Here is a 22,782-nt window from a genome sequence, read left to right as displayed (position 1 = left end):
GTGCCTGTTGCAAGGCTAAAGTTCGGTTTGTTTTGCCGATTTGGCAAGCAGCTCGTCGACTCCCGCAAAACAGACCGGGAAAACCGGCCCACAGTAGTGAGGTCGCGCTTTTCCAGCCATCGACCCGCCCGAGCATCGTGGCCGGGCGGGTCCGCCACGAGGACAGGACCATGCAGACATCCCCCGCTCCGGCCATCGTCGCCGGCGGCGCCTACCAGCCGGTGGTGCTCCACGCCGGCATCGCCTACGTCAGCGGCCAGTTGCCGCGCCAGCACGGCGAGCTGCGCTGGACCGGCAAGGTCGGCAGCGAACTCGACCTGGAACAGGCCCGCCAGGCCGCCCGGCTCTGCGCGGCGCGCTGCCTGCAGGCGCTGGAGGAGGCGCTGGGCGGCCTGCAACGGGTCGAGCGGCTGCTCAAGGTGACCGGCTACGTCGCCAGCGCGGCGGGTTTCGTCCAGCAGCCGGCGGTGATCGATGCCGCCAGCGAATATTTCGACGAGGTGCTCGGCGCGCGCGGCGGCCACGCCCGCGCCGCCGTCGGCGTGGCCGAGCTGCCGCGCGGCGCCGCGGTGGAGGTGGAACTGATCGCGGCGGTGCGGCCATGAGCGCGCTCTTCCCCGCCGCCCCCGACGCCTTCGGTGCCGACGAACTGCTGCGCCTGCGCCGCGAGACCCCGGCCTGGGGCAGCTACGCGCACTTCGCCCATGGCTCCGCCAGCCTGCCGCCGCAGGTGCTCTACGAGGCCCTCGACAGCTGGCTGGAAGCCGAGCGGCGCTGGGGCGTGCAGCGCGCCGCCGAGCATTTCGCCGAGCCCTTGCTGGCGGTCCGCGACAGCGTCGCGCGAGTGCTCGGCACCCAGCCACGGCACATCGCCCTGCTCGACTGCGCCAGCCGCGCATGGTCGGTGGCCTTTGCCGCGGCCCTGGCCGCCCATCCACGGATACGGGCGATCAGCAGCTTCGACGAATACGGTTCCAACAGCCTGTGCCTGCTCGCCGCGCGCCAGCAGCGCGGGCTGGAGCTGCGCCTGATCGACGCGCGCGGCGACGCCGCACAGCTGTTGCAACGGCTCGACGAGCAGTTGCACGACCTCGCCCCCGGCCAGACGCCGCTGCTGTCGCTCAGCGCGGTGCCCACCGGGCATGGCGCGGCTACCGCGCTGGAGGGCGTGGCCGAGCGCATCCGCGCCCATGACGGGCTGTTCTTCCTCGATGCCAGCCATGCGGTCGGCCAGTTGCCGCTGGCGGTGGAGGCGATCGGCTGCGACGTGCTGGTGTTCCCGCCGCGCAAGTGGCTGCGCGGGCCGAAGGGACTCGGCGTGCTCTATCTCGGCGAACGTGCCCTGGAGCGCCTGGCCCTGCCCGACGGGCTGGACGTCGGCGGCGCGCAATGGAGCGACGCCTTCGCCCTGCAGGCACGGGATGACGCGCGGCGCTTCGAATGCTCGGAGTTCAACCCGGGGCTGCGCCTGGCGCTCAAGGCCAGTTGCGACTACCTGTTGCAGACCGACGTCCGGCGCATCGCCCGGCGCAACCGCCAGTTGCGCGAACGCATCGCCCAGCAGCTCTACCGCCGGCTCGGCTGGACGCCGCTGGAACAAGGGCCGCACGCCAGCGCGTTGATGACCTACGCGGCCCCCGAACTGAGCGGCGAGCAATGGCTGAAGCGCCTCCACGCGCGCGGCGTGAACGCCTCCTACATCGGCCCGCAGTATGCCCGCTGGGCGCTGCGCGAGCAGGCGCTGCCGGGGGTACTGCGCCTGACTCCGCACTACCTGACCGACGACAGCGAGATCGAGCGCCTCGGCGAGGCCCTGGAGGATTGCCTGCGACAGCGCGCCGCCAGTTGAGCGACCTTGCGCGAATGGCAACGTTGCGCCGCCGTGCCGGCGGTTGGCGCAACGCCGGGCGATTTGCGCAAGGTCTTTGTGCCGGCGGCAACGAGCGTTGCCGAATGCGCCGCGCACGGCCGCCGCCATGCGGTTTAAATCCCTCTCGTAGAACAACGCATAACGATCCCGCCAGCGACATCTTTCACCTGCCTGAGACACCGACGACTTTCGACGCCCTGGGCAGCCTTTCGGTCCCCCGCGGACCGCTCCGCCCTCAATGGAATGATGAATGGAGGAAAGACGACCATGACCGGATCCCGGAAAACCCTGATTCTCGGATGCGCCTCCACCGGCGCCAAGTTCACCCCGCGCAACCACGCCGCCACCGGCGACCGCCTGCTCGACAGCATCTGCACCGGCGCCACCATCCGCACCGCCCCCGGCGAACTGCTGGACGAAGCGCGCCAGCTCTACGAGATGGGTTGCCGCTACTACCACTATCATGCGCGCAACCCGCTGACCCAGGAACAGACCACCGACAACGACATCTACCAGGCGGTCAGCCGCGCCCTGCAGAACCGCTTCCCCGACCTGATGCTGAGCTTCGGCGCCAGCCGCAACGGCAGCGAGGTGCAGGAGAACATCCGCCGCTTCGGCGAGTGGGAGCGGGTCAGCCACTGCGCCATCCCGCTGCACCTGGGCGGTGCGCACTTCGTGACGATCCAGGCGGCCATCGAATTGCAGGTGATCTGCGAGCTGGAGAAGCAAAGGCGCAAGCTCGACCTCGACTATGCCTCCAGCCCGGCCTTCCTCGCCGACCTGCGCGACTACCAGCCGTCGACGGCGCTGGAAAAGGCCGAGTTGCAGACCCACTCCACCAGCAAGGGCGCCGACTACGGGGTGACCTCGCCGATGACCCAGTTCCAGGTCTACCGCAACGCCATCCAGGCGCGCCAGAAGCTCGGCCTGTTCCACGAGGTGGAGTGGGTGCAGCATGTGCGCAGCTACGCCATGACCCGTTTCGCCGTGGAGCACCCGCGCCTGCGCCTGGGCGGTTCCGGCCAGTTGAACGTGATCCTGCTGTTCGGCTTCTCGCCACGCCTGCCGTTCCCGGAGACCTACCAGCAGTTCCGCGCGGTGATCGAGAGCGCCAAGAGCCTGGAGTACGACATCGGCGAACCCGGCGTGCGCAAGCGCAAGGTCAGCATCACGGTCGGCGCGGCGGTGATGCCGCAGCATGCCGCGCAGCACTTCCGGCCGCTCGACGTCGGTCCTCACGCCGGCACCCCGCTCTGCGCGGTGCGCCGGCTGGCCGCCTATGCCGCGCAGGCGGACAGCCAGGTCGATGTGCTGCGGGTCGGCATGGAGGACACGCCCTATGCGGTGGACGATGACGGCCAGGTGACGCTCAGCGACAACTGCCAGTTGCTGCGCCAGGCTCTCGACGAACTGCGCGCCAACGGCGCCGAGGCCGAGCTCGACGGCGAACGGATCTTCCAGCGCATGGGCATGGAACGCACCCTCGGCGAATACCTGTCGCTGCAGCGCCTGCATCCGCTCGGCGAAGCCAACTTCACCCTCGCACGGGAGTTCGTCCAGTGACCGCCGCCCTCGCCGCGAACCCGACCCAGCGCTACCGCTGGGTCATCCTGCTGATCGCCACCTTCGCCCAGGCCTGCGCCTGCTTCTTCGTCCAGGGCATCGGCGCGATCGCCGTGTTCATCCAGAACGACCTGCAACTCTCGTCGCTACAGATCGGCCTGCTGGTGTCGGCGGCGCAGCTGGTGCCGATCGTCGGCCTGCTGGTGGCCGGCGAGCTGCTCGACCGCTACTCCGAGCGGCTGGTGGTCGGCCTCGGCACGCTGATCGTCGCGCTGGCCCTCTGCGCCTCGCTGTGGGCCACCGACTACCTGACCATCCTGCTGTTCCTGGTGGTCGTCGGCGCCGGCTACAGCACGGCGCAGCCGGGCGGCAGCAAGTCGGTGTCACGCTGGTTTGCCAAGACCCAGCTGGGCTTCGCCATGGGCATCCGCCAGGCCGGGCTGCCGCTGGGCGGCGCGCTGTCCGCTGCGCTGCTGCCATACCTGGCGGGGATCTACGGCTGGCGCAGCGCATTCCTCGCCGGCGGCCTGGTAGCGTTCCTCGGCGCGCTGGCCTTCATGCTCTTCTACCGCACCCCGCCGGACGCCCCCGCGCCCGGCGCGAACCCCGCCGAACGCGACCTGGGCGCGGTGGTGAAGTCGCGGCTGGCGATGATCACCGACCCGGCGATGAAGAACATTGTCTGTTCCGGGGTGGCGCTGATCTCGGTGCAGTACGGCATCCTGGTGTTCACCGTGCTCTACCTGCACGAGACCCTGGAGATCGGCATCGGCATGGCCGCGACCCTGCTGTTCGTCGCCCAGGGCAGCGGCGTCGCCGGGCGCATCCTGCTGGCCGCCTGGAGCGACCGCTGCCGCGCCGGGCGCTACTTCCCGGTGATGGTCTGCCTCGGCGCGGTGATCCTCGGCCTGCTGGCGCTGGTCCTGCTGCCCCTGCAATCGCCGTTGGGGATGGGCCTGGTAGTGGCCTGGCTGGGCTTCTTCGGCTTCGGCTGGTACGGTCCCTGGGTGGCCTATGTGGCGGATACCGCGCCGGTCGGCAAGACCGGCTTCGCCCTCGGCCTGGCGATGGCCATCAACCAGTTGGCGATCGTTCTCGCGCCGCCGGCGCTGGGGCTGCTCAAGGACTTCAGCCACAGCTTCGTCCCCGGCTGGCTGGCGCTCTGCCTGATGGCGGCGGTAGCCCTTGTGGTCACCGCCTGGAGCGGCCGCGGCCTGCCCACCGCGCTGCCACAGAAGCACTGAAGCGATGACGGCCACGGCCGAGGAGGCACGATGCGCGCGATCCTGTTCGATGTGTTCGGTACCCTGGTGGACTGGCGTTCCAGCCTGATCGAGCAGTTCCAGGCGTTGGAGCGCGAACTCGGCGGGACCCTGCCCTGCGTGGAACTGACCGACCGCTGGCGCCAGCAATACAAGCCGGCGATGGACCGGGTACGCAACGGCCAGGCGCCCTGGCAGCACCTCGACCAGTTGCACCGGCAGAGTCTCGAGGCCCTGGCCGGAGAGTTCGGCCTGGCGCTGGACGAGGCCCTGCTGCAACGCATCACTGGCTTCTGGCACCGCCTGCGGCCGTGGCCGGACACGCTCGCCGGGATGCACGCGCTGAAGGCCGACTACTGGCTCGCCGCGCTGAGCAACGGCAACACCGCGCTGATGCTCGACGTCGCGCGGCACGCCGGGCTGCCCTGGGACATGCTGCTGTGCGCCGACCTGTTCGGCCACTACAAGCCCGACCCGCAGGTCTACCTCGGCGCCTGCCGCCTGCTCGACCTGCCGCCGCAGGAGGTGATGCTCTGCGCGGCGCACAACTACGACCTCAAGGCCGCGCGCGCCCTCGGCCTGAAGACCGCGTTCATCGCCCGGCCGCTGGAATACGGCCCCGGCCAGTCCCAGGACCTCGCCGCCGAGCAGGACTGGGACCTGATCGCCAGCGACCTGCTGGACCTGCACCGGCAACTGGCGGCCTCGGCCTGACCGACTTCCTCCTTCCTGCCCCCTGAACCGCTCGCCCAACCCGCGCGCCACGGCGCGCCGGGAAAGGCGCGCGCAGCGCCGGCACGCGTCCGGCAGGAGCTTCGTCATGTCCGCGAAGGATACCCCGGCCCCCCAGGCCGCCGAGCCCGGTCGCGCCCAGCCGGTCGAAGTCCCCGGCGGCGGCCACTGGTGGCGCCGCCTGCTGGCCTTCGCCGGCCCCGGCTACCTGGTCGCGGTGGGCTACATGGACCCGGGCAACTGGGCCACCGACGTCGCCGGCGGCGCGCAACTGGGCTACCTGCTGCTCTCGGTAATCCTGCTCTCCAGCCTGATGGCGATGCTGCTGCAGGCGCTGTCCGCGCGCCTGGGCATCGCCAGCGGCCTGGACCTGGCCCAGGCCTGCCGCGAACGCTACTCGCCGAGCACCTGCCGCCTGCTGTGGCTGGCCTGCGAGACGGCGATCATCGCCTGCGACCTGGCCGAGGTGATCGGCACCGCCATCGCCCTGAAGCTGCTGTTCGGCCTGCCGCTGGCCTGGGGCGCCTTGCTCTGCGTGGGCGACGCGCTGCTGGTGCTGGTGCTGATCGGACGTGGCCAACGGCCGCTGGAGGCCTTCGTGGTGGCGTTGCTGACACTGATTTTCGCCTGCTTCGCGGTACAGTTGCTGCTCTCGCGTCCCGAACTCGGCGAGGTGCTCCAAGGGTTCTTGCCGAGCCCGCGGGTGCTCAGCGACCCGGCTGCCCTGTACCTGGCGATCGGCATCGTCGGCGCGACCGTCATGCCGCACAACCTCTACCTGCATTCCTCGCTGGTGCAGAGCCGCGCCTACCCGCGCAGCCTTGCCGGCAAGCGCCAGGCGCTGCGCTGGGCGGTGGCCGACAGCAGCCTGGCGCTGACCCTGGCGCTGCTGGTCAACGCGGCGATCCTGATCGTCGCCGCCAGCGTGTTCCACCGCAACGGGCACACCGAGGTGGTCGATATCGAGCAGGCCCACGCGCTGCTCTCGCCATTGCTCGGCCTGGAACTCGCCTCGCTGCTGTTCGCCGTGGCGCTGCTCGCGTCCGGCCTCAACTCGACGGTCACCACCACCCTGGCCGGGCAGATCGTCATGGAGGGCTTCCTCCGCCTGCGCCTGGCGCCCTGGGCGCGGCGCCTGCTGACCCGTGGCGTCGCAGTGCTGCCGGTGCTGCTGGTGACCCTGCTCTACGGCGAGGATGGCACCGCGCGGCTGCTGATCTTCAGCCAGGTGATCCTGTCGATGCAGTTGCCGCTGGCAGTGATCCCGCTGCTACAGTTCGTTTCCGACCGGCGCCTGATGGGCCCGCTGGCGATCGGCGCCGGGACCCGGTGGCTGGCCTGGGCGGTAGCGCTGGCGATCGTCGGCCTGAACCTGCAACTGCTGGCCGACTTCGCGTTCGGCTGAGCATTGCCTGAGGGCACGCTGCGCGGTGCGGGACGCGCACTCAGGCAATGCTCAGCCATCGAGACCGCGGGGAAAACGGTCGGCCACCAGGTTCAAGGCGATGCCATGCTCCAGGCAGGCCTTGAGCCCGGCCAGCACCAGGGTGAAACCTTCGGTGGCGTCGACCACCCGCGGGATGACCTCTTCCGGGGTGCCGACGAAACCGCTGTTGCGGATGCTGACGAAGGTCCCGGCGCCGGGCAGTTCCTCGAACAGCCACTCCACCTGGGAAGGGTTGCTGTCGCCATTCGGCCATTCGATGAGGATGCGGCGGTTCGTCTGCAGGTCCTTCACTTCGATTTCCTGGGAAACCCCGTACATGTCCCAGTGCCAGCGCAGCCGTTTCCCGGCTTCGAGGCGGGCATCGCCGCGGCTGAACCAGAACCTGGCGGTGATGGCCGGATCGACGAAGGCTTCGAAGACCTCGGCGATGGGGCGGCGGATCAGCATTTCCGCCTTGGCGACGACCTGTGCGACGGCAGTCATGGCAAGTCCTCCATGGGGGTGGGCAAGGAAGCGGCCGCCGCATCGGGCGGCCGCTCGTGGCTAGTGGCTCAGGCCGGGTATTTCTCGTTCAGAGCGTAGAGGATCGCCGCCGTCTCCACATCCAGCGCGCCGTCGTAGTTCTCCGGGCGGAAATGCATCTGGAAAGCGCGCAGCAGGCTGGTGAAGTAGGCATCGTCGACCGTCGCCGGCAGCGCATAGCCGTACAGGCGGAACGCCTCCAGCAGGTCGGCGCGCGGCGGCAGGCCGTCGCGCTCGAAGCCTTCGCGATAGCGATCGCGGGTGGCGTCGTCGTACCAGGCGCCGATACCGGCCTCGTAGAGTTCCTTCCAGGGCAGCTTCGGACCCGGGTCGGACTTGCGCCCGACGGCGATGTCGGAGTGGCCGACCACGTTCTTCGGGGTCATGTCCGGGTAGCGCTGCAGGATGTTCTTCGCCAGTTGCTTGAGTGCGTTGATCTGCGAGCGCTCGTAGTCGGGGAAGGTGAACACGCCGTCGTCGTCGCGGGCGAGGTTGACGATCTCGATGCCGATGGAGGTGTCGTTGAGGTTGTCGCGGCGCGCCCAGCCGCTGACGCCGGCGTGCCAGGCGCGGTCTTCCTCGGCGACCAGGTTGAAGATGCGCTGGCCCTTGAAGCCGGCGGCCTTGTAGCTGGGGTCATGCGGCGCCGGGATCAGGTAGTGGGCACTGGCGGCGCCGGTGGTCAGCGCCTTGACCGAGGCGGCGAAGTCGAGCGCGGTGTAGTGCAGCACCAGGAAGCGCACGCGTTTGCCGTAGGGGGTAGTGGTGCGATAGCTGTTGTAGTCGATGGTCAGCATGGTTTTCACCTTTTTGCGGATGATGGAAAGCCCCCGGCCACAGGCTCGCCTGTAGCTAGGGACGTCGATGCAGCGATGAGGTTCAGGGGCCGGCCAAGGAAACGCGGACCCCGGCTAAACCGGAAGGAAGAAGACCGGGCATAAAAAAGCCCGGCACGCGGCCGGGCAAAAGGGATACACCAAAGGCAAGCCCCAGCGAACTGGGGGTGCGGGGGCTCACCGAGGCCACTGAACGATGGCGTTATGACAGCACCCGGCACAACCGAACTTTAAGTTGGCCGGACGCCGTGCGGGCGCACCCCAGAGCCTTTCGCACCGGTCGCCGCCCGCTGCGTCCGGTTGCGCGGCGGGCAGAAACGACGAAGCCCGGCGCTGGGGCCGGGCTTCGAGGGCGACCACGGGAAACGTGATCATGGGAAAAAACTACCGCGAGCGTCCCGCCGCGTGCAACACCGTTCGTCCGTTGGCCGCTCTACTTTGCACTTCTTCACAAAGTTCACCAATAGCCATACAGACCCTCGCCAGAGTGACTACTACTCTATCCACGCCAGGTCCGATTGCTCCTCCATCTCCTGGCATTCCCGGCCACTGTCCACCCCCGCACAGTGGCTTTTTTTCGCCTGCGCCTAGCGTCGTGCCAGCGGCGCCTCGTCCCGCGCCAGCATCAGCGCCAGGATGCAGCCGAGGAGGAACGCCTGCAGCGCCAGGCGAGCGGCCAGCAGCGTCGGCGGGAAGGATGGGAACAGGTCGGGGTGCTGCCACATGTAGAGGTTGGCCGGGGTCACGCAGAGGGTCAGGATGAACAGCCCGCACGCCGCCAGCCGGCGCCATGCCGGCACCAGCAGGGCGGCGGCGCCGAGCAGTTCGAAGACCCCGCTGACCCACACCGCCGCCAGCGGCCAGGGCACGTAGGGCGGGACGATGCCGACGAAGAAATCGGTGAAGACGAAATGGCCCAGCCCACCCAGCAGGAACCAGGCGGACACGAAGGCCACGAGCAGCGTGCGAGCGGGCGACGGCATGGATAACCTCGGCGCGGCGATGGAACGGCAATCCTGCCACGCGCCGCCGACGCCAGGCCCATAACCTTTGCCCGGTTGGCAGGCGTCCGCCGAAACAAATGCTCAAACATTCCCGCCGCCGGGGCGACATCTGCTCAAAAAATGTCCTGGCCTTTCTTCCTCGAAAGACATACAATCCGGCACTGCGTACCAAACTGAAAGTCAATCAGGCTTTACCCCACGACCGGGCCCACAGATGAAAAGGGCTCTACCATCAGGGTTACAGCCTTCCGATGGTTCTTCGGTCGCCACTCTTCTGAAGCAATCCCCTGCCATGCAGGGCCGATGGGAAGACCGGCGTCCCGCAATACCACCCGCAGATTGATCAGGATCTTGGCCTGGAAACTTTCCTGCCAATCGATCCTCTGATTAGTACCTGAACTGCCAGCTTGCTCTTTTCGAAAAAAGCCGGCATAACCAGTACGTTCCCCCGACACAAAGCTTTCTTGGCACTGTCACGGAGCGGGAACATTTGCAATATACGCTGCTCCATAAGCGTAAAAGTAAAGGAACATAAGAATATGTCTATTCAACATCGTACTCAGGATGCAATTCGCACCCTAACCGCCGCATTTGCGCCGTTCGACTGCCTGATCCAGGCAACTCGTAAAGGAAACTTCAGTTTCACCATCGTTGACCAGCATGGCGTGGCCTGCCACAGCGAGCGCCTGTATCCGGAGCAGTACGACGACTCCGGCAAAATGGAAGAAGTGATCAATCGAGTTCGCAAGAAAACACTGGCTGCCTGAATCATGCAAGCATCAGCGCGAATGCAAGGAAAAGCCCCGTCCCCGACGGGGCTTTTTTGTGGGACAGCGAAAAGTACAGGTTAAGTTGAAGAAAGCTCCCACGCAGGAAATAAATATTTACTTATTCCTTTTTAAATATTTCCTCGCCAACTTCGTCATATTCCCGCGGCCAGGGGAAACAAGCGCAGGCCGTTTCTCCCGTACTCCACTCAGACGATCGCCAGGTTTCGCTTGCGGGTTGGTGGCGGGAACGCCTGGTCGAGCGCCCGCAGGTCGTCGGCGCTAAGTTCCAGGTCGGCCGCCGCCGCATTCTGGCGGATGTGAGCGGACGTCACCGCCTTCGGGATCGCGATCACCCCCTGCTCCAGTAGCCAGGCCAGGGCGACCTGGGCGCTGCTGGCGTCGTGGCGCGCGGCGATCTCGCCGAGCGCCGGGTGCCGTAGCAGCCTGCCGCCCTGCCCCACCGGACAGTAGGCCATCACCGGCATGCCGCGCTCCTGGCACCAGGGCAGCAGGTCGTATTCGATACCGCGCTCCTCCAGGTTGTACATCACCTGGTTGGCGGCACAGGCGCTGCCATCCAGTTCGTACATGTCGCCCAGGTCGAAGTTGGACACGCCCCAGCGCAGGATCTTGCCCTGGTCGCGCAACCGCTCGAAGGCTTCGATGGTTTCCTCCAGCGGATACCGGCCCTGCCAGTGCAGCAGGTAGAGGTCGATGGTTTCGCAACCGAGCCGGCGCAGGCTGCGCTCGCAGGCCGCCGGCAGACCCTTGCGGCTGGCGTTGTGCGGGTAGACCTTGCTGACCAGGAAGACCTCTTCGCGGCGTCCCGCGATAGCCGCGCCGACCACGTCTTCGGCGCCGCCCTCGGCGTACATCTCGGCGGTATCGATCAGCGTCATCCCCAGCTCGATGCCTTCACGCAGCGCCGCGACCTCGCGCTTGCGTTCGCCGGGCTGCTCGCCGATATGCCAGGTACCCTGGCCGATGGCGGCGACCTCCTGGCCATCGATCAGCGTGAGCGTTTTCATGCAGCGTCTCCTGTGGTGAATGGACGGGGCCTCATGCCCAGGGATCATAGCTGCCGAAGCTCCAGACGTGGCCCTCCGGATCGCGGCAAGTGAAGCCGCGACCGCCGTAGTCCTCGTCCTTGATGTCGATGACGATCTCGGCGCCGGCGGCCTGGGCGCTGCGGAACAGGGCGTCGGGATCGGCGACCACCAGGTAGAGGCTCTGGGTATTGCCGCCGGCTTCGTCGACGTGCCGCATCAGCCGACCGTAGGCGTTGTCGCGGACGCTCGAGCCGAGCATCAGCATGCCGTTGGCGCCGTTCGGGCTGGCGTAGGTCAACTCGGCGTGGAGCACCTGTCCGTCCTCGCCGGGCACCACCAGCTTGCGCTGGAAGCCAAAGGTCCGGCACAGCCAGTCGATGGCGGCCGGCGCATCGCGGTAACGCAGGCAGGGAATGACGCTGGCGACGGTGTTGCTGGCGGGCGTGTGCATGGCGCATACCTCCGGGGGAAAGCACGACCACCAGCATAGACGCTGGACCGGACCGCCCCCGAGGCACGGATGGGCGGCGCGCCCTTCAGCGCAGCAGCGCCAGCACCCCGCCGAGCAACGGCACTCCGGCGGCGCAAGGCAATGCCCAGCGTGGCCGCCAGGCGAGCAGCAGGACCAGCGTGCCGGCCGCCAGCATCAGCAGGCAGGACCAGAAGACGATGCCGATCTCCACGCCCTGCCGGTGGATCGAGAAGGCCAGTGCCAGGCCCAGGTCGAGCAGCGCCACGCCGCGTAGCAGAAGCACCCGGGGAGCCGACGGCTCGTGGCCGAGGAGGTTCTTGTGGTGGCGGTTCATGGCCAGGCAGAGAGCGGTGAAAGCCAGCAGGTTGAGGCCGAAGACCAGCAGCATCAGGCCACCTCCTGGACGTTCAGGCGTCGCCGGACGGGCTTGCTCGACGCTTGCCGACGTCGCCAACCTAGCCAGGCGCAGAGCAGGCCGAGGCCCAGCAGGCTGAGGTCGACGCCGGCCAGCACCCAGTCGCCGCGCTGCAGGCTGGCCAACAGGTTGCCTTCCGGGCTACGCAGCAGGCCGAGCAGCGGCAGGCCCAGCGCCAGCACGGCGGCGAGGCGCAGTTGCGTGCGACCGAGGGTCCCGCTGTTGCGGCGGACGATGGCCCACAGCGCGACCAGCGCCCAACTGGCGCAAAACACGCGGATCTCCCAGGTGTCGCGGCCGGCCAGTTGCGTCGGCAGCAGGCGGTTGCCCCACAGCAGCGCCAGGCTGGCCAGCGGCAGGCCGCCGCAGACCGCCAGGTTCAGCGCCCGCACCAGACCAACGCCACGACTGCCGCGGACCTCGCGCTTGGCCAGCCAGACCTGCAACCCGCCGAAGATCATCATCGCCCCGGACAGCCCGAGCAACAGGTACATCCAGCGCACCAACTGGCCGCCCCACTGGATCATGTGCAGGCCGGTCAGCCAGCCGTAGGTGGCGTAGCCGGGCGCATAGGACGGCTGGGCATGCAGCAGTTCGCCGCTGGAGGCATCGAAGTTGACCGTGCGCTGGTCGTCGAGGATGCGCGAGGCGTCGCGCCGGCGGATGTCCACGGTGGCCGCCTCGTCATAGGGATGGTGGACGCTGATCCAGCCCGGCGCGCCGCCGTCGGCCCAGACCTTGCCGGCCTCGACGATCAGGCCGTCGATGGACGCCGGCGGCCCCGCCGGGCGGCCGACTTCCTCGCGTTCGTAGGAGCCCTGCACTTCATGGAAGAAGCGCTCGCCATCGTTCTGGTAGACCACCTGCAGGCCCGCCTGCATGTAGTAGACGATGAAGATCACCAGGCCGGTGTAGGCGATCATCAGGTGGAACGGCAGGCCGATCACCCCCAGCACGTTGTGCGCGTCGAGCCAGGCGCGCTGCCGCGCCGCCTGCGGGCGCAGGGTGAAGAAGTCCTTGAAGATCCGCCGGTGCACGATGGTCCCGCTGACCAGCGCCACCAGCATCAGCATCCCGGCGATGCCGACGATGTACAGGCCGACCATGCCGGCGTGCAGGTCGTAGTGCAGGGTGAAGAAGAACTCGCCGCCGACTGTCTTCGGCAGCGGCTGGCCGCTCACCGCGTCCAGCTGAAAGACCTTGAACTCGCTGCCGTCGCGTGGCTCCCAGCCGGCGTTCCAGTAGGGCGCCCGCTCGCTCGGCGGCAGCATCCACCAGGCATGGGCATCGGGGGCGCGCTGGCGCAACCAGTCGCGCACCTGGTCGGCGCCCAGCGACTGCGCGCCGGGCAGGTGCAGGTCCGGCTGCATCCAGCGGGTCAGCTCCTTGTCGAAGCTGGCCAGGCTGCCGGCGAAGACGATGACGAACAGCAGCCAGCTGACCAGCAGCCCCGACCAGGTATGCAGGCCGGACATCGATTGACGCAGGTTCATGGACGCGCTCCGTAGTCGAGGCCGAGCCAGGCCAGGCCGCCCAGCGCCAGGCTGGCCAGCGCCAGCACCCAGCAGGCGCGCCAGGCGCTGCGCGCGGCGAAGGCGTAGACGATGGCCGCGACCCACACGGCGAAGCAGCCGAGGCTGCCGAACGAGACCCGGTCGGGACGCGGCAGCGGCAGGTAGATGCTCAGGCAGGCGGTGACCGCATAGGCCAGCGCGTAGCCAAGCAGGACCGCGACGAGGATGCGGCCGGTGACGGATAGTCCGCCGGCCAGGGCCTGGCTGGTCATGGGGTGGCGTCCCGGGTGGAAACAGGGCCTTGCATCGTCGCTACCTCGTCTGGCTGGCACGGCGACGCCGCGCTCGCGGGTGGCGAGGCGGTCGTCGATTCGGAAGGTTTGCGACTGTATCTCAATTACGTTCGCATTTGTACTTGCTCCGGACGACCGCCAGGTCGCGTCGCGCCAGGGATTGCCGGGGTCCGACGAGTGCGGGTCGTATCCCGTCGCATTCGTCCGCCGCGCCATACGTCCATCTCCGCTCTGCGCAAGCGCGCCGAGCTTGGTAATATCGGCTGTTTGCGGTTTCGGCTGGTCTCGCCGAAGGACATACCGGATGACTTCACCCTCCGCCCCAGACACCCAGCTCAGCCTGGCCATCGACCCGGCCCGGCCGTATGCGCGGCTGACCCTCGGCAGCCACGTGCACAGCGGCTACGACCTGCGCAGCGGACGCATGCAGAGCATTTCCCGGCACCGTGCGGCGCTGGCCTTCATCTATGCCGGCGAGGCGGTTTCCGGGCGTCCCGGCAGCGAGCCACGGGAGGCCCAGCGGCGTATCGAACGGCGTCCGGCGCACGAGCAGGAATACCGCGAGACCCTGCGCCGCCTCGGCTTCAAGCCGGCGACCCGGCGCAGCGACGCGCTCGAGGAGAGCGCCGGCGAGATGTTCGAACTGCCCGGCGACAACGCCTGGCTGCACTTCATGCAGGACGACCTGCCGCGCCTGCGCCAGCAAGGCTGGTTCATCGACATCCGCGCCGACTTCGCCTACGACCTGACGCCCATCGACGCCTGGTACGCCGAGGTCGAGGAAGCCGACGACCGCCAGTGGTTCGAGCTGGAACTGGGCATCCAGGTCGCCGGCCAGCGGGTCAGCCTGCTGCCGGCGCTGACCGAACTGATCCGCCGCAGTCCGGCCCTGCTCGATCCGCGCGCCCTCGCCCGGCACGCCGACGAAGAGCAACTGGTGCTGCGCCTGGAACTCAACCCGCCGCTGCGCGTGGCGCTGCCCTTCGGCCGCCTGAAGCCGGTGCTGGCGGCGCTTTCCGACTTCTACCTGGGCGACCCCGAACCGCAGCGCAAGCTGCGCCTGGGCGCACCGGACGCGGCGCGCCTGGCCGATCTCGACGAGTTGCCGCTGGCCTGGGAAGGCGGCGACAACCTGCGCGACTTCGCCCGCCGCCTACGCAGTTTCCAGGCTCGTCCGGCGACCCCGCCGCAAGGCCTGCGCGCCGAACTGCGGCCCTACCAGCTCGAAGGCCTGAGCTGGATGCAGACCCTGCGCGAACTCGACAGCGGCGGCGTGCTGGCCGACGACATGGGGCTGGGCAAGACCTTGCAGTCGCTGGCCCACGTGCTCCTGGAAAAGCAGGCCGGGCGGCTCGACACGCCGGCGCTGGTGGTGATGCCCACCAGCCTGATCCCCAACTGGCTGGACGAGGCCGAGCGCTTCGCCCCCGATCTGCGCGTGCTGGCCCTGCACGGCGCCGGCCGGCGCCGCGACTTCGCCCGCATCGACGAGCACGACCTGGTGCTGACCACCTATGCCCTGCTGCCACGCGACGCCGCCGAGCTGGGCAAGCGGCGGTTCCACCTGCTGATCCTCGACGAGGCGCAGAACATCAAGAACGCCACCACCAAGGCCGCCGTCGCCGCCCGCGAGCTGGCGGCACGGCATCGCCTGTGCCTGACCGGCACGCCGCTGGAGAACCACCTCGGCGAACTCTGGTCGCTGTTCCATTTCCTGATGCCCGGCTGGCTCGGCGACGCCCGCCAGTTCGCCCAGGACTACCGCACGCCGATCGAGAAGCACGGCGACGAGGCACGCCTCAGTCACCTGGCCGCGCGCCTGCGGCCGTTCCTGCTGCGACGGACCAAGGAACAGGTGGCCTCGGAACTGCCGCCGAAGAGCGAGTTCACCCAGTTCGTCGAACTCAGCGAGGCGCAACGCGAACTCTACGAGACCGTGCGCCTGGCGCTGGACCGCAAGGTCCGCGAGGAGATCGCCCGGCGCGGCCTGGCGCGCAGCCGCATCGTGATCCTCGAGGCGCTGCTCAAGCTGCGCCAGGTCTGCTGCGACACGCGCCTGCTGCAACGCCAGGAAGACGGCGCGCGCAGCGGCCGGGCGCTCAGCTCGGGCAAGCTGGCCTACCTGCTCGACATGCTCGACGAACTGATCGCCGAGGGTCGCCGGGTCCTGCTGTTCTCGCAGTTCACCTCGATGCTCGCGCTGATCGAGGACGCCCTGCGCCAGCGCGGCGTCGACTACGTCCTGCTGACCGGCGAGACCCGCGACCGCCGCGCCCCGGTACAGCGCTTCCAGAGCGGCAAGGTGCCGGTGTTCCTGATCAGCTTGAAGGCAGGCGGGGTCGGCCTCAACCTGACCGCGGCGGACACCGTGATCCACTACGATCCCTGGTGGAACCCGGCGGTGGAGAACCAGGCCAGCGACCGCGCCTACCGCATCGGCCAGGACAAGCCGGTGTTCGTCTACCGGCTGATCGCCCGCGGCACGGTGGAAGAGAAGATCCAGCACCTGCAGCAGGAAAAGGCCGCCCTCGCCGACGGCCTGTTCAGCGAAGGCAACGGCGACGGCTGGAAGCTCGACGAGGCCGATATCGACGCGCTGTTCGCGCCCTTGCCCAAGGCGCTCTGAGGGCCGCCCGGATTCAGCGCGCGACGCCGCGGTAGACGTAGGTCATCGGCCGCGGCCCGGGCAGGTAGCCCTGTTCCAGCTCGTCGATGCGAAAGCCGGCCTCGCGCAGCAAGGCCGGCATGTCGCGGTCCAGGTGGCAACCGCCGGCCAGCGGTTTCCACCAGGGCGTCAGGCGCCGTTGCCAGGCCAGCACCGAGGCGTCCGGCGCGCGCCCATGCTCGCAGAACAGCAATTCGCCGCCACGCTTCAGCACCCGACGCATCTCGCCCAGCGCCGGCAGCGGCGCGGCGATGGAGCAAAGGGTGAAAGTGCAGACGATGGTGTCGAAGCTTTCCGCCTCGGCGCGGATCTCGCCAAGCTCGAGGGCGACCATTTCCACCGGGATGCCGATTTGCGCCGCGCGCTCGCGGGCCAGCGCCTGCATTTGCGCGGCCGGGTCGACGCCGACGATCGCCGACACCTTCGCCGCGTCGTAGAAGCCCAGGTTGAGCCCGGTGCCCAGACCGATCTCCAGCACCCGCCCATGGGCGCGCGGCACCAGCAGCGAACGCTGCTTCATCACGTCGCCCATGCCGCAGGCGAAGTCGATCAGGCGCGGCAACACGTAACGGTCATAGATGCCCACGAAACTCTCTCCTGGCACAGCGGCTGGAGGGGAAAGCATAGACCAGCGATGCATTAGACGATTGTCGACAATCAAGCGACGAATGATTGACCCCACGCAATCCAGGCGGTAGCTTTCGCAAACATTGTCGACACATCGACCCGGACAGCCAGTACCATGACCCAGAACCCGCCCCCTCTCGAGATTGCCCATGACGACGGCGAGACCTTGTCGGAACACGTCTTCCGCAAGATCCAGAGCGCCATCGTCAGCGGCGAGATCGCGCCGGGCAGCAAGATCTCCGAGCCGGAGCTGGCGCGCACCTACGGCATCAGCCGCGGCCCGCTGCGGGAGGCGATCCACCGCCTGGAAGGCCTGCGCCTGCTGGTGCGGGTGCCGCATGTCGGGGCGCGGGTGGTGTCGCTGAGCCACGCCGAGCTGATCGAGCTCTACGAGATCCGCGAGTCCCTGGAAGGCATGGCCTGCCGACTGGCCGCCGAGCGCATGAGCCAGGCCGAGATCGACGAGTTGCGTCGGGTGCTCGACACCCACGAGCGCGACGAGGCGTTCCAGGCCGGGCGCGGCTATTACCAGCAGGAAGGCGACTACGACTTCCACTACCGGATCATCCAGGGCAGCGGCAACGCCACTCTCACCCGCATGCTCTGCGGCGAGCTCTACCAACTGGTGCGGATGTACCGCATCCAGTACTCGACCACGCCGAACCGGCCGCGCCAGGCCTTCGCCGAACACCACCGCATTCTCGACGCCATCGCCGACCGTGACGGCGAACTGGCCGAGCTGCTGATGCGCCGCCACATCAGTGCGTCGCGCCGCAATATCGAGCGCCAGCTGGAACCCCAGCCGGCGAAGCTCGCCTCCGCTTCCTCCACCGTCTAAGAGGTCCGTGATGAGCCAGACGTCCCTTACCCCCGGCCAGCGCTTCCGCGAAGCCGTGGCCACCGAACACCCGCTGCAGGTGGTCGGCACCATCAACGCCAACCACGCCCTGCTGGCCAAGCGCGCCGGCTTCAAGGCCATCTACCTGTCCGGCGGCGGTGTCGCCGCCGGTTCCCTGGGCCTGCCGGACCTGGGTATCAGCGGCCTCGACGACGTGCTCACCGACGTGCGCCGGATCACCGACGTCTGCGACCTGCCGCTGCTGGTGGACGTCGACACCGGCTTCGGCTCCTCGGCGTTCAACGTCGCCCGCACGGTGAAGTCGATGATCAAGTTCGGCGCCGCCGCGATGCATATCGAGGACCAGGTCGGCGCCAAGCGCTGCGGCCATAGGCCGAACAAGGAGATCGTCTCGCAGCAGGAGATGGTCGACCGCATCAAGGCCGCCGTCGATGCCCGCAGCGACGACTCCTTCGTGATCATGGCGCGCACCGACGCGCTGGCCGTGGAAGGCCTGCAGGCCGCCATCGACCGCGCCTGCGCCTGTGTCGAGGCCGGTGCCGACATGATCTTCCCGGAAGCCATGACCGAACTGGCCATGTACAAGGAATTCGCCGCCGCGGTGAAGGTGCCGGTGCTGGCCAACATCACCGAGTTCGGCGCCACCCCGCTGTTCACCACCGACGAACTGGCCTCCGCCGACGTGTCCCTGGTGCTCTACCCGCTGTCGGCCTTCCGCGCCATGAACAAGGCGGCGGAGAACGTCTACACCGCGATCCGTCGCGACGGCACCCAGAAGAATGTGATCGATACCATGCAGACCCGCATGGAGCTGTACGATCGCATCGATTACCACAGCTTCGAGCAGAAGCTCGACGCGCTCTTCGCGCAGAAGAAGAACGCCTGAACATCGAGCCCGGCGTGCGCCTGAGCGCCGGTCCGCGAACCCCGTGAAACCGAGTTGCAGCATCCAGAAAAAGTTCAAGAAAGGAGAGAGCAATGGCTGAAGCAAAAGTACTGAGTGGCGCCGGCCTGCGTGGCCAGGTGGCCGGTCAGACAGCCCTGTCCACCGTCGGCCAGGAAGGCGCCGGCCTGACCTACCGTGGCTACGACGTCCGCGACCTGGCGGCGGCGGCGATCTTCGAGGAAGTCGCCTACCTGCTGCTCTACGGCGAACTGCCGAACAAGCAACAGCTCGACGCCTACCTGAAGAAGCTCCAGGGCCAGCGCGACCTGCCGCAGGCGCTGAAGGAAGTTCTCGAACGGATTCCCAAGGACGCCCACCCGATGGACGTGATGCGCACTGGCGCCTCGGTCCTCGGCACCCTGGAACCGGAGCTGAGCTTCGACCAGCAGCGCGACGTCGCCGACCGCCTGCTCGCCGCCTTCCCGGCGATCATGACCTACTGGTACCGCTTCACCCACGAAGGCCAGCGCATCGACTGCAACAGCGACGAGCCGACCATCGGCGGGCACTTCCTCGCCCTGCTCCACGGCAAGAAGCCCAGCGAGCTGCACGTGAAGGTGATGAACGTCTCGCTGATCCTCTACGCCGAGCATGAGTTCAACGCATCCACCTTCACCGCGCGGGTTTGCGCCTCGACCCTGTCCGACCTCTACTCCTGCGTCACCGGCGCCATCGGCTCGCTGCGCGGCCCGCTGCACGGCGGCGCCAACGAGGCGGCGATGGAACTGATCGAACGCTTCTCTTCGCCGCAGGAAGCCACCGCCGAGCTGCTGAAGATGCTCGAGCGCAAGGACAAGATCATGGGCTTCGGGCATGCCATCTACAAGGATTCCGACCCGCGCAACGAAGTGATCAAGGGCTGGTCGAAGCAGCTCGCCGACGAGGTCGGCGACAAGGTCTTGTTCGCGGTTTCCGAGGCCATCGACAAGACCATGTGGGAGCAGAAGAAGCTGTTCCCCAACGCCGACTTCTACCACGCCTCGGCGTATCACTTCATGGGCATCCCGACCAAGCTGTTCACGCCGATCTTCGTCTGCTCGCGGACCAGCGGCTGGACCGCCCACGTCTTCGAACAGCGCGCCAACAACCGCATCATCCGCCCGAGCGCCGAGTACACCGGCGTCGAGCAGCGCGCGTTCGTGCCGCTGGAGCAACGCTGATCCACGCCGTCCGGCGCGCCGAACGCGAGCGCGCCGGACGGTTGCCGCACCCAGAATTCGAAAGGCCGGCGTGGGCTGCGCCACGGCGCGAGCGACACGCTTCCGAACACCCCGTGATTGAGTCCGAGCCATGAACAGCGCACACCGCAAACCGCTCCCCGGCACCCGCCTGGACTACTTCGACGCCCGCGAGGCGGTCGAGGCGATCCAGCCCGGCGCCTACGCCAAGCTGCCCTATACCTCCCGCGTGCTCGCCGAGAACCTGGTGCGCCGCTGCGACCCGGCGACCCTGGAGGCTTCGCTGCGCCAACTGGTCGAGCGCAAGCGCGACCTCGACTTCCCCTGGTACCCGGCGCGGGTGGTCTGCCATGACATCCTCGGGCAGACCGCGCTGGTCGACCTCGCCGGCCTGCGCGACGCCATCGCCGACAAGGGCGGCGACCCGGCCCAGGTCAACCCGGTGGTGCCGGTGCAACTGATCGTCGACCACTCGCTGGCGGTGGAATGCGGCGGCTACGACCCCGAGGCCTTCGCCAAGAACCGCGCCATCGAGGACCGCCGCAACGAGGACCGCTTCCACTTCATCGACTGGACCAAGCAGGCCTTCCGCAACGTCGACGTGATCCCGCCGGGCAACGGCATCATGCACCAGATCAACCTGGAGAAAATGTCGCCGGTGATCCAGGCGCGCGACGGCGTGGCCTTCCCCGATACCTGCGTGGGCACCGACAGCCATACCCCGCACGTCGACGCCCTGGGCGTGATCGCCATCGGCGTCGGCGGCCTGGAAGCGGAAAACGTGATGCTCGGCCGCGCCTCCTGGATGCGCCTGCCGGACATCGTCGGCGTCGAGCTGAGCGGCCGTCGCCAGCCGGGCATCACCGCCACCGACGTGGTGCTGGCCCTGACCGAGTTCCTGCGCAAGCAGAAGGTGGTCGGCGCCTACCTGGAGTTCTACGGCGAAGGCGCCTCCAGCCTGACCCTCGGCGACCGCGCGACCATCTCCAACATGGCTCCGGAATACGGCGCCACCGCGGCGATGTTCGCCATCGACCAGCAGACCATCGACTACCTGCGCCTCACCGGCCGCGACGACGAGCAGGTCGCCCTGGTGGAGGCCTATGCGCGCACCGCCGGACTCTGGGCCGACAGCCTGGTCGACGCCGAGTACGAGCGGGTACTGAAGTTCGACCTGTCCAGCGTGGTGCGCAACATGGCCGGCCCGTCCAATCCGCACGCCAGGGTCGCCACCAGCGAACTGGCGGCGAAAGGCATCGCCGGCAACCTCGAGCGGGCCCGCGCCGAGGAAGCCGAGGGCCTGATGCCGGACGGCGCGGTGATCATCGCCGCGATCACCAGTTGCACCAACACCAGCAACCCGCGCAACGTGATCGCCGCCGGCCTGCTGGCGCGCAACGCCGACCGCCTCGGCCTGGTCCGCAAGCCATGGGTGAAGACCTCGCTGGCACCCGGCTCCAAGGTGGTCACCGAATACCTGCGCGAAGCCGGCCTGCTGCCGCACCTGGAAGCCCTCGGCTTCGGCGTGGTGGCCTACGCCTGCACGTCTTGCAACGGCATGTCCGGCGCCCTCGACCCGGCGATCCAGCAGGAGATCGTCGAGCGCGACCTGTACGCCACCGCGGTGCTCTCCGGCAACCGCAACTTCGACGGGCGCATCCACCCCTACGCCAAGCAGGCCTTCCTCGCCTCGCCGCCGCTGGTGGTGGCCTACGCCATCGCCGGGGCCATCCGCTTCGACATCGAGCGCGACGTGCTCGGCGTGGTGGACGGCAAGGAGATCCGCCTGAAGGACCTCTGGCCGAACGACGAGGAGATCGACGCGGTGGTCAGGGCGGCGGTGAAGCCCGAGCAGTTCCGCCAGGTCTACATCCCGATGTTCGACATCACCCACGGCGAGCGCGAGAAGGTCGACCCGCTCTACGCCTGGCGCCCGACGAGCACTTACATCCGCCGCCCGCCGTACTGGGAAGGCGCCCTCGCCGGCGAACGCACCTTGCGCGGCATGCGCCCGCTGGCGGTGCTGCCGGACAACATCACCACCGACCACCTGTCGCCGTCCAACGCGATCCTCGCCGACAGCGCGGCGGGCGAGTATCTGGCGAAAATGGGCCTGCCCGAGGAGGACTTCAACTCCTACGCCACCCACCGCGGCGACCACCTCACCGCACAACGCGCGACCTTCGCCAACCCGAAGCTGTTCAACGAGATGGTGCGCAACGCCGACGGCAGCGTGAAGCAGGGTTCGCTGGCGCGGGTCGAGCCGGAAGGCAAGGTGATGCGCATGTGGGAAGCCATCGAGACCTACATGGAGCGCAAGCAGCCGCTGATCATCGTCGCCGGCGCCGACTACGGGCAGGGTTCTTCGCGCGACTGGGCAGCCAAGGGCGTGCGCCTGGCCGGGGTGGAGGCGATCGTCGCCGAGGGCTTCGAGCGCATCCACCGCACCAACCTGATCGGCATGGGCGTGCTGCCGCTGGAGTTCAAGCCGGGTACCACCCGCCTGACCCTGGGGATCGACGGCAGCGAGACCTTCGACGTGCTCGGCGCTCGCCGGCCGCGCGCCGACCTGACCCTGGTCATCCACCGGCGCGACGGGGAGCGGCTCGAAGTGCCGGTGACCTGCCGCCTGGACAGCGACGAGGAAGTCTCCATCTACGAAGCCGGCGGCGTACTGCAACGCTTCGCCCAGGACTTCCTGGAGGCGGCCGGCGCCTGATGGCGCCGGCGAAACACCCTGGTAGGACGGACGACGCGT

Annotated in this window: 21 protein-coding genes; 12 read left to right on the top strand and 9 right to left on the bottom strand. The window is 68.2% G+C overall.

The genetic code is table 11. From position 1 onward, the window contains the following. The first annotated feature begins 170 nt into the window (after positions 1–170). The 6 genes from FHW81_RS12305 (at position 171) to FHW81_RS12280 (ending at position 6,832) form a co-directional block, all read left to right on the top strand. Entirely contained in the window at positions 171–605 is a 435-nt protein-coding gene (locus tag FHW81_RS12305) for a RidA family protein (protein WP_003116494.1), read from the top strand. After that, the gene (locus tag FHW81_RS12300; RefSeq protein ID WP_016263832.1) at positions 602–1,849 is read left to right on the top strand and encodes an aminotransferase class V-fold PLP-dependent enzyme; all 1,248 of its coding nucleotides are present in this window, start codon (positions 602–604) and stop codon (positions 1,847–1,849) included. Before FHW81_RS12305 ends, FHW81_RS12300 begins: the two co-directional genes overlap by 4 nt. A 288-nt stretch (positions 1,850–2,137) precedes the next feature. Further along, positions 2,138–3,433: a 3-keto-5-aminohexanoate cleavage protein gene (locus FHW81_RS12295; RefSeq protein WP_080911775.1), complete on the top strand. Its 1,296-nt coding sequence runs from the start codon at positions 2,138–2,140 to the stop codon at positions 3,431–3,433. After that, on the top strand, positions 3,430–4,677 hold the full coding sequence (locus tag FHW81_RS12290; RefSeq protein WP_003085654.1) for an MFS transporter: 1,248 nt from the start codon (positions 3,430–3,432) through the stop codon (positions 4,675–4,677). The genes FHW81_RS12295 and FHW81_RS12290 overlap by 4 nt, the downstream gene beginning before the upstream one ends. 30 nt (positions 4,678–4,707) lie before the next feature. Further along, a complete protein-coding gene (locus tag FHW81_RS12285) occupies positions 4,708–5,409 on the top strand; it encodes a haloacid dehalogenase type II (RefSeq protein WP_003106623.1) in 702 nt (233 codons plus the stop codon). Positions 5,410–5,515: 106 nt separating this feature from the next. After that, positions 5,516–6,832, top strand: coding sequence for an Nramp family divalent metal transporter (locus tag FHW81_RS12280; protein ID WP_003106624.1), 1,317 nt, complete (start codon positions 5,516–5,518; stop codon positions 6,830–6,832). A gap of 51 nt (positions 6,833–6,883) precedes the next feature. Here FHW81_RS12280 and FHW81_RS12275 read toward each other — a convergent pair whose 3' ends face one another. From FHW81_RS12275 to FHW81_RS12265, 3 genes are all read right to left on the bottom strand, one after another. After that, positions 6,884–7,357: an SRPBCC family protein gene (locus FHW81_RS12275; RefSeq protein ID WP_003085649.1), complete on the bottom strand. Its 474-nt coding sequence runs from the start codon at positions 7,355–7,357 to the stop codon at positions 6,884–6,886. A gap of 68 nt (positions 7,358–7,425) precedes the next feature. After that, positions 7,426–8,193: an N-acetylmuramoyl-L-alanine amidase AmpDh3 gene (gene ampDh3, locus FHW81_RS12270; protein WP_003106625.1), complete on the bottom strand. Its 768-nt coding sequence runs from the start codon at positions 8,191–8,193 to the stop codon at positions 7,426–7,428. Positions 8,194–8,819: 626 nt separating this feature from the next. Further along, positions 8,820–9,215: a DoxX family protein gene (locus tag FHW81_RS12265; protein WP_003106627.1), complete on the bottom strand. Its 396-nt coding sequence runs from the start codon at positions 9,213–9,215 to the stop codon at positions 8,820–8,822. Between the two features lie 560 nt (positions 9,216–9,775). Here FHW81_RS12265 and FHW81_RS12260 point away from each other — a divergent pair. After that, positions 9,776–10,003, top strand: a complete 228-nt coding sequence (locus FHW81_RS12260; protein WP_003085644.1) for a hypothetical protein — start codon at positions 9,776–9,778, stop codon at positions 10,001–10,003. Between the two features lie 209 nt (positions 10,004–10,212). Here the strand turns inward: FHW81_RS12260 and FHW81_RS12255 are convergent, their stop codons facing one another. The 5 genes from FHW81_RS12255 to FHW81_RS12235 all read right to left on the bottom strand — a co-directional run bounded on the left by FHW81_RS12255 (position 10,213) and on the right by FHW81_RS12235 (position 13,728). Next, positions 10,213–11,034, bottom strand: a complete 822-nt coding sequence (locus FHW81_RS12255) for an aldo/keto reductase (protein WP_003109743.1) — start codon at positions 11,032–11,034, stop codon at positions 10,213–10,215. Positions 11,035–11,065: 31 nt separating this feature from the next. Next, complete coding sequence (locus tag FHW81_RS12250) at positions 11,066–11,506, bottom strand: VOC family protein (protein ID WP_003085641.1); 441 nt, start codon at positions 11,504–11,506, stop codon at positions 11,066–11,068. Positions 11,507–11,591: 85 nt separating this feature from the next. Beyond that, positions 11,592–11,915 carry a DUF3325 domain-containing protein gene (locus FHW81_RS12245; protein WP_003114195.1) on the bottom strand — a complete coding sequence of 108 codons (324 nt, stop codon included), beginning with the start codon at positions 11,913–11,915 and terminating at the stop codon, positions 11,592–11,594. After that, complete coding sequence (locus FHW81_RS12240) at positions 11,915–13,435, bottom strand: PepSY-associated TM helix domain-containing protein (protein ID WP_004364134.1); 1,521 nt, start codon at positions 13,433–13,435, stop codon at positions 11,915–11,917. The genes FHW81_RS12245 and FHW81_RS12240 overlap by 1 nt, the downstream gene beginning before the upstream one ends. Continuing rightward, entirely contained in the window at positions 13,432–13,728 is a 297-nt protein-coding gene (locus FHW81_RS12235) for a DUF3649 domain-containing protein (RefSeq protein ID WP_003085639.1), read from the bottom strand. Before FHW81_RS12235 ends, FHW81_RS12240 begins: the two co-directional genes overlap by 4 nt. Before the next feature lie 655 nt (positions 13,729–14,383). On the opposite strand from FHW81_RS12235, the gene FHW81_RS12230 reads away from it, so the two are divergent. Next, on the top strand, positions 14,384–16,375 hold the full coding sequence (locus FHW81_RS12230; protein ID WP_003118645.1) for a DEAD/DEAH box helicase: 1,992 nt from the start codon (positions 14,384–14,386) through the stop codon (positions 16,373–16,375). A 13-nt stretch (positions 16,376–16,388) separates the two neighbouring features. On the opposite strand, the gene FHW81_RS12225 is transcribed toward FHW81_RS12230, so the two are convergent. Then, entirely contained in the window at positions 16,389–17,039 is a 651-nt protein-coding gene (locus FHW81_RS12225; protein WP_003118644.1) for a class I SAM-dependent methyltransferase, read from the bottom strand. Positions 17,040–17,156: 117 nt separating this feature from the next. On the opposite strand from FHW81_RS12225, the gene FHW81_RS12220 reads away from it, so the two are divergent. From FHW81_RS12220 to acnD, 4 genes are all read left to right on the top strand, one after another. Continuing rightward, the gene (locus FHW81_RS12220; protein ID WP_003085635.1) at positions 17,157–17,879 is read left to right on the top strand and encodes a GntR family transcriptional regulator; all 723 of its coding nucleotides are present in this window, start codon (positions 17,157–17,159) and stop codon (positions 17,877–17,879) included. Positions 17,880–17,889: 10 nt separating this feature from the next. Then, positions 17,890–18,786, top strand: coding sequence for a methylisocitrate lyase (prpB, locus tag FHW81_RS12215; RefSeq protein WP_003103044.1), 897 nt, complete (start codon positions 17,890–17,892; stop codon positions 18,784–18,786). A gap of 92 nt (positions 18,787–18,878) precedes the next feature. Further along, entirely contained in the window at positions 18,879–20,006 is a 1,128-nt protein-coding gene (gene prpC, locus FHW81_RS12210; protein WP_003103050.1) for a bifunctional 2-methylcitrate synthase/citrate synthase, read from the top strand. Positions 20,007–20,136: 130 nt separating this feature from the next. After that, positions 20,137–22,743: a Fe/S-dependent 2-methylisocitrate dehydratase AcnD gene (acnD, locus tag FHW81_RS12205; RefSeq protein ID WP_080911778.1), complete on the top strand. Its 2,607-nt coding sequence runs from the start codon at positions 20,137–20,139 to the stop codon at positions 22,741–22,743. Positions 22,744–22,782: the final 39 nt, after the last annotated feature.

It is taken from the genome of Pseudomonas sp. RC10-4-2 (assembly GCF_050433085.1).
In the GTDB taxonomy this organism is placed as follows: domain Bacteria; phylum Pseudomonadota; class Gammaproteobacteria; order Pseudomonadales; family Pseudomonadaceae; genus Pseudomonas; species Pseudomonas aeruginosa.
Note: the sequence above shows the minus strand (reverse complement) of the source record. Positions and strands in the feature narration are given on the sequence as shown.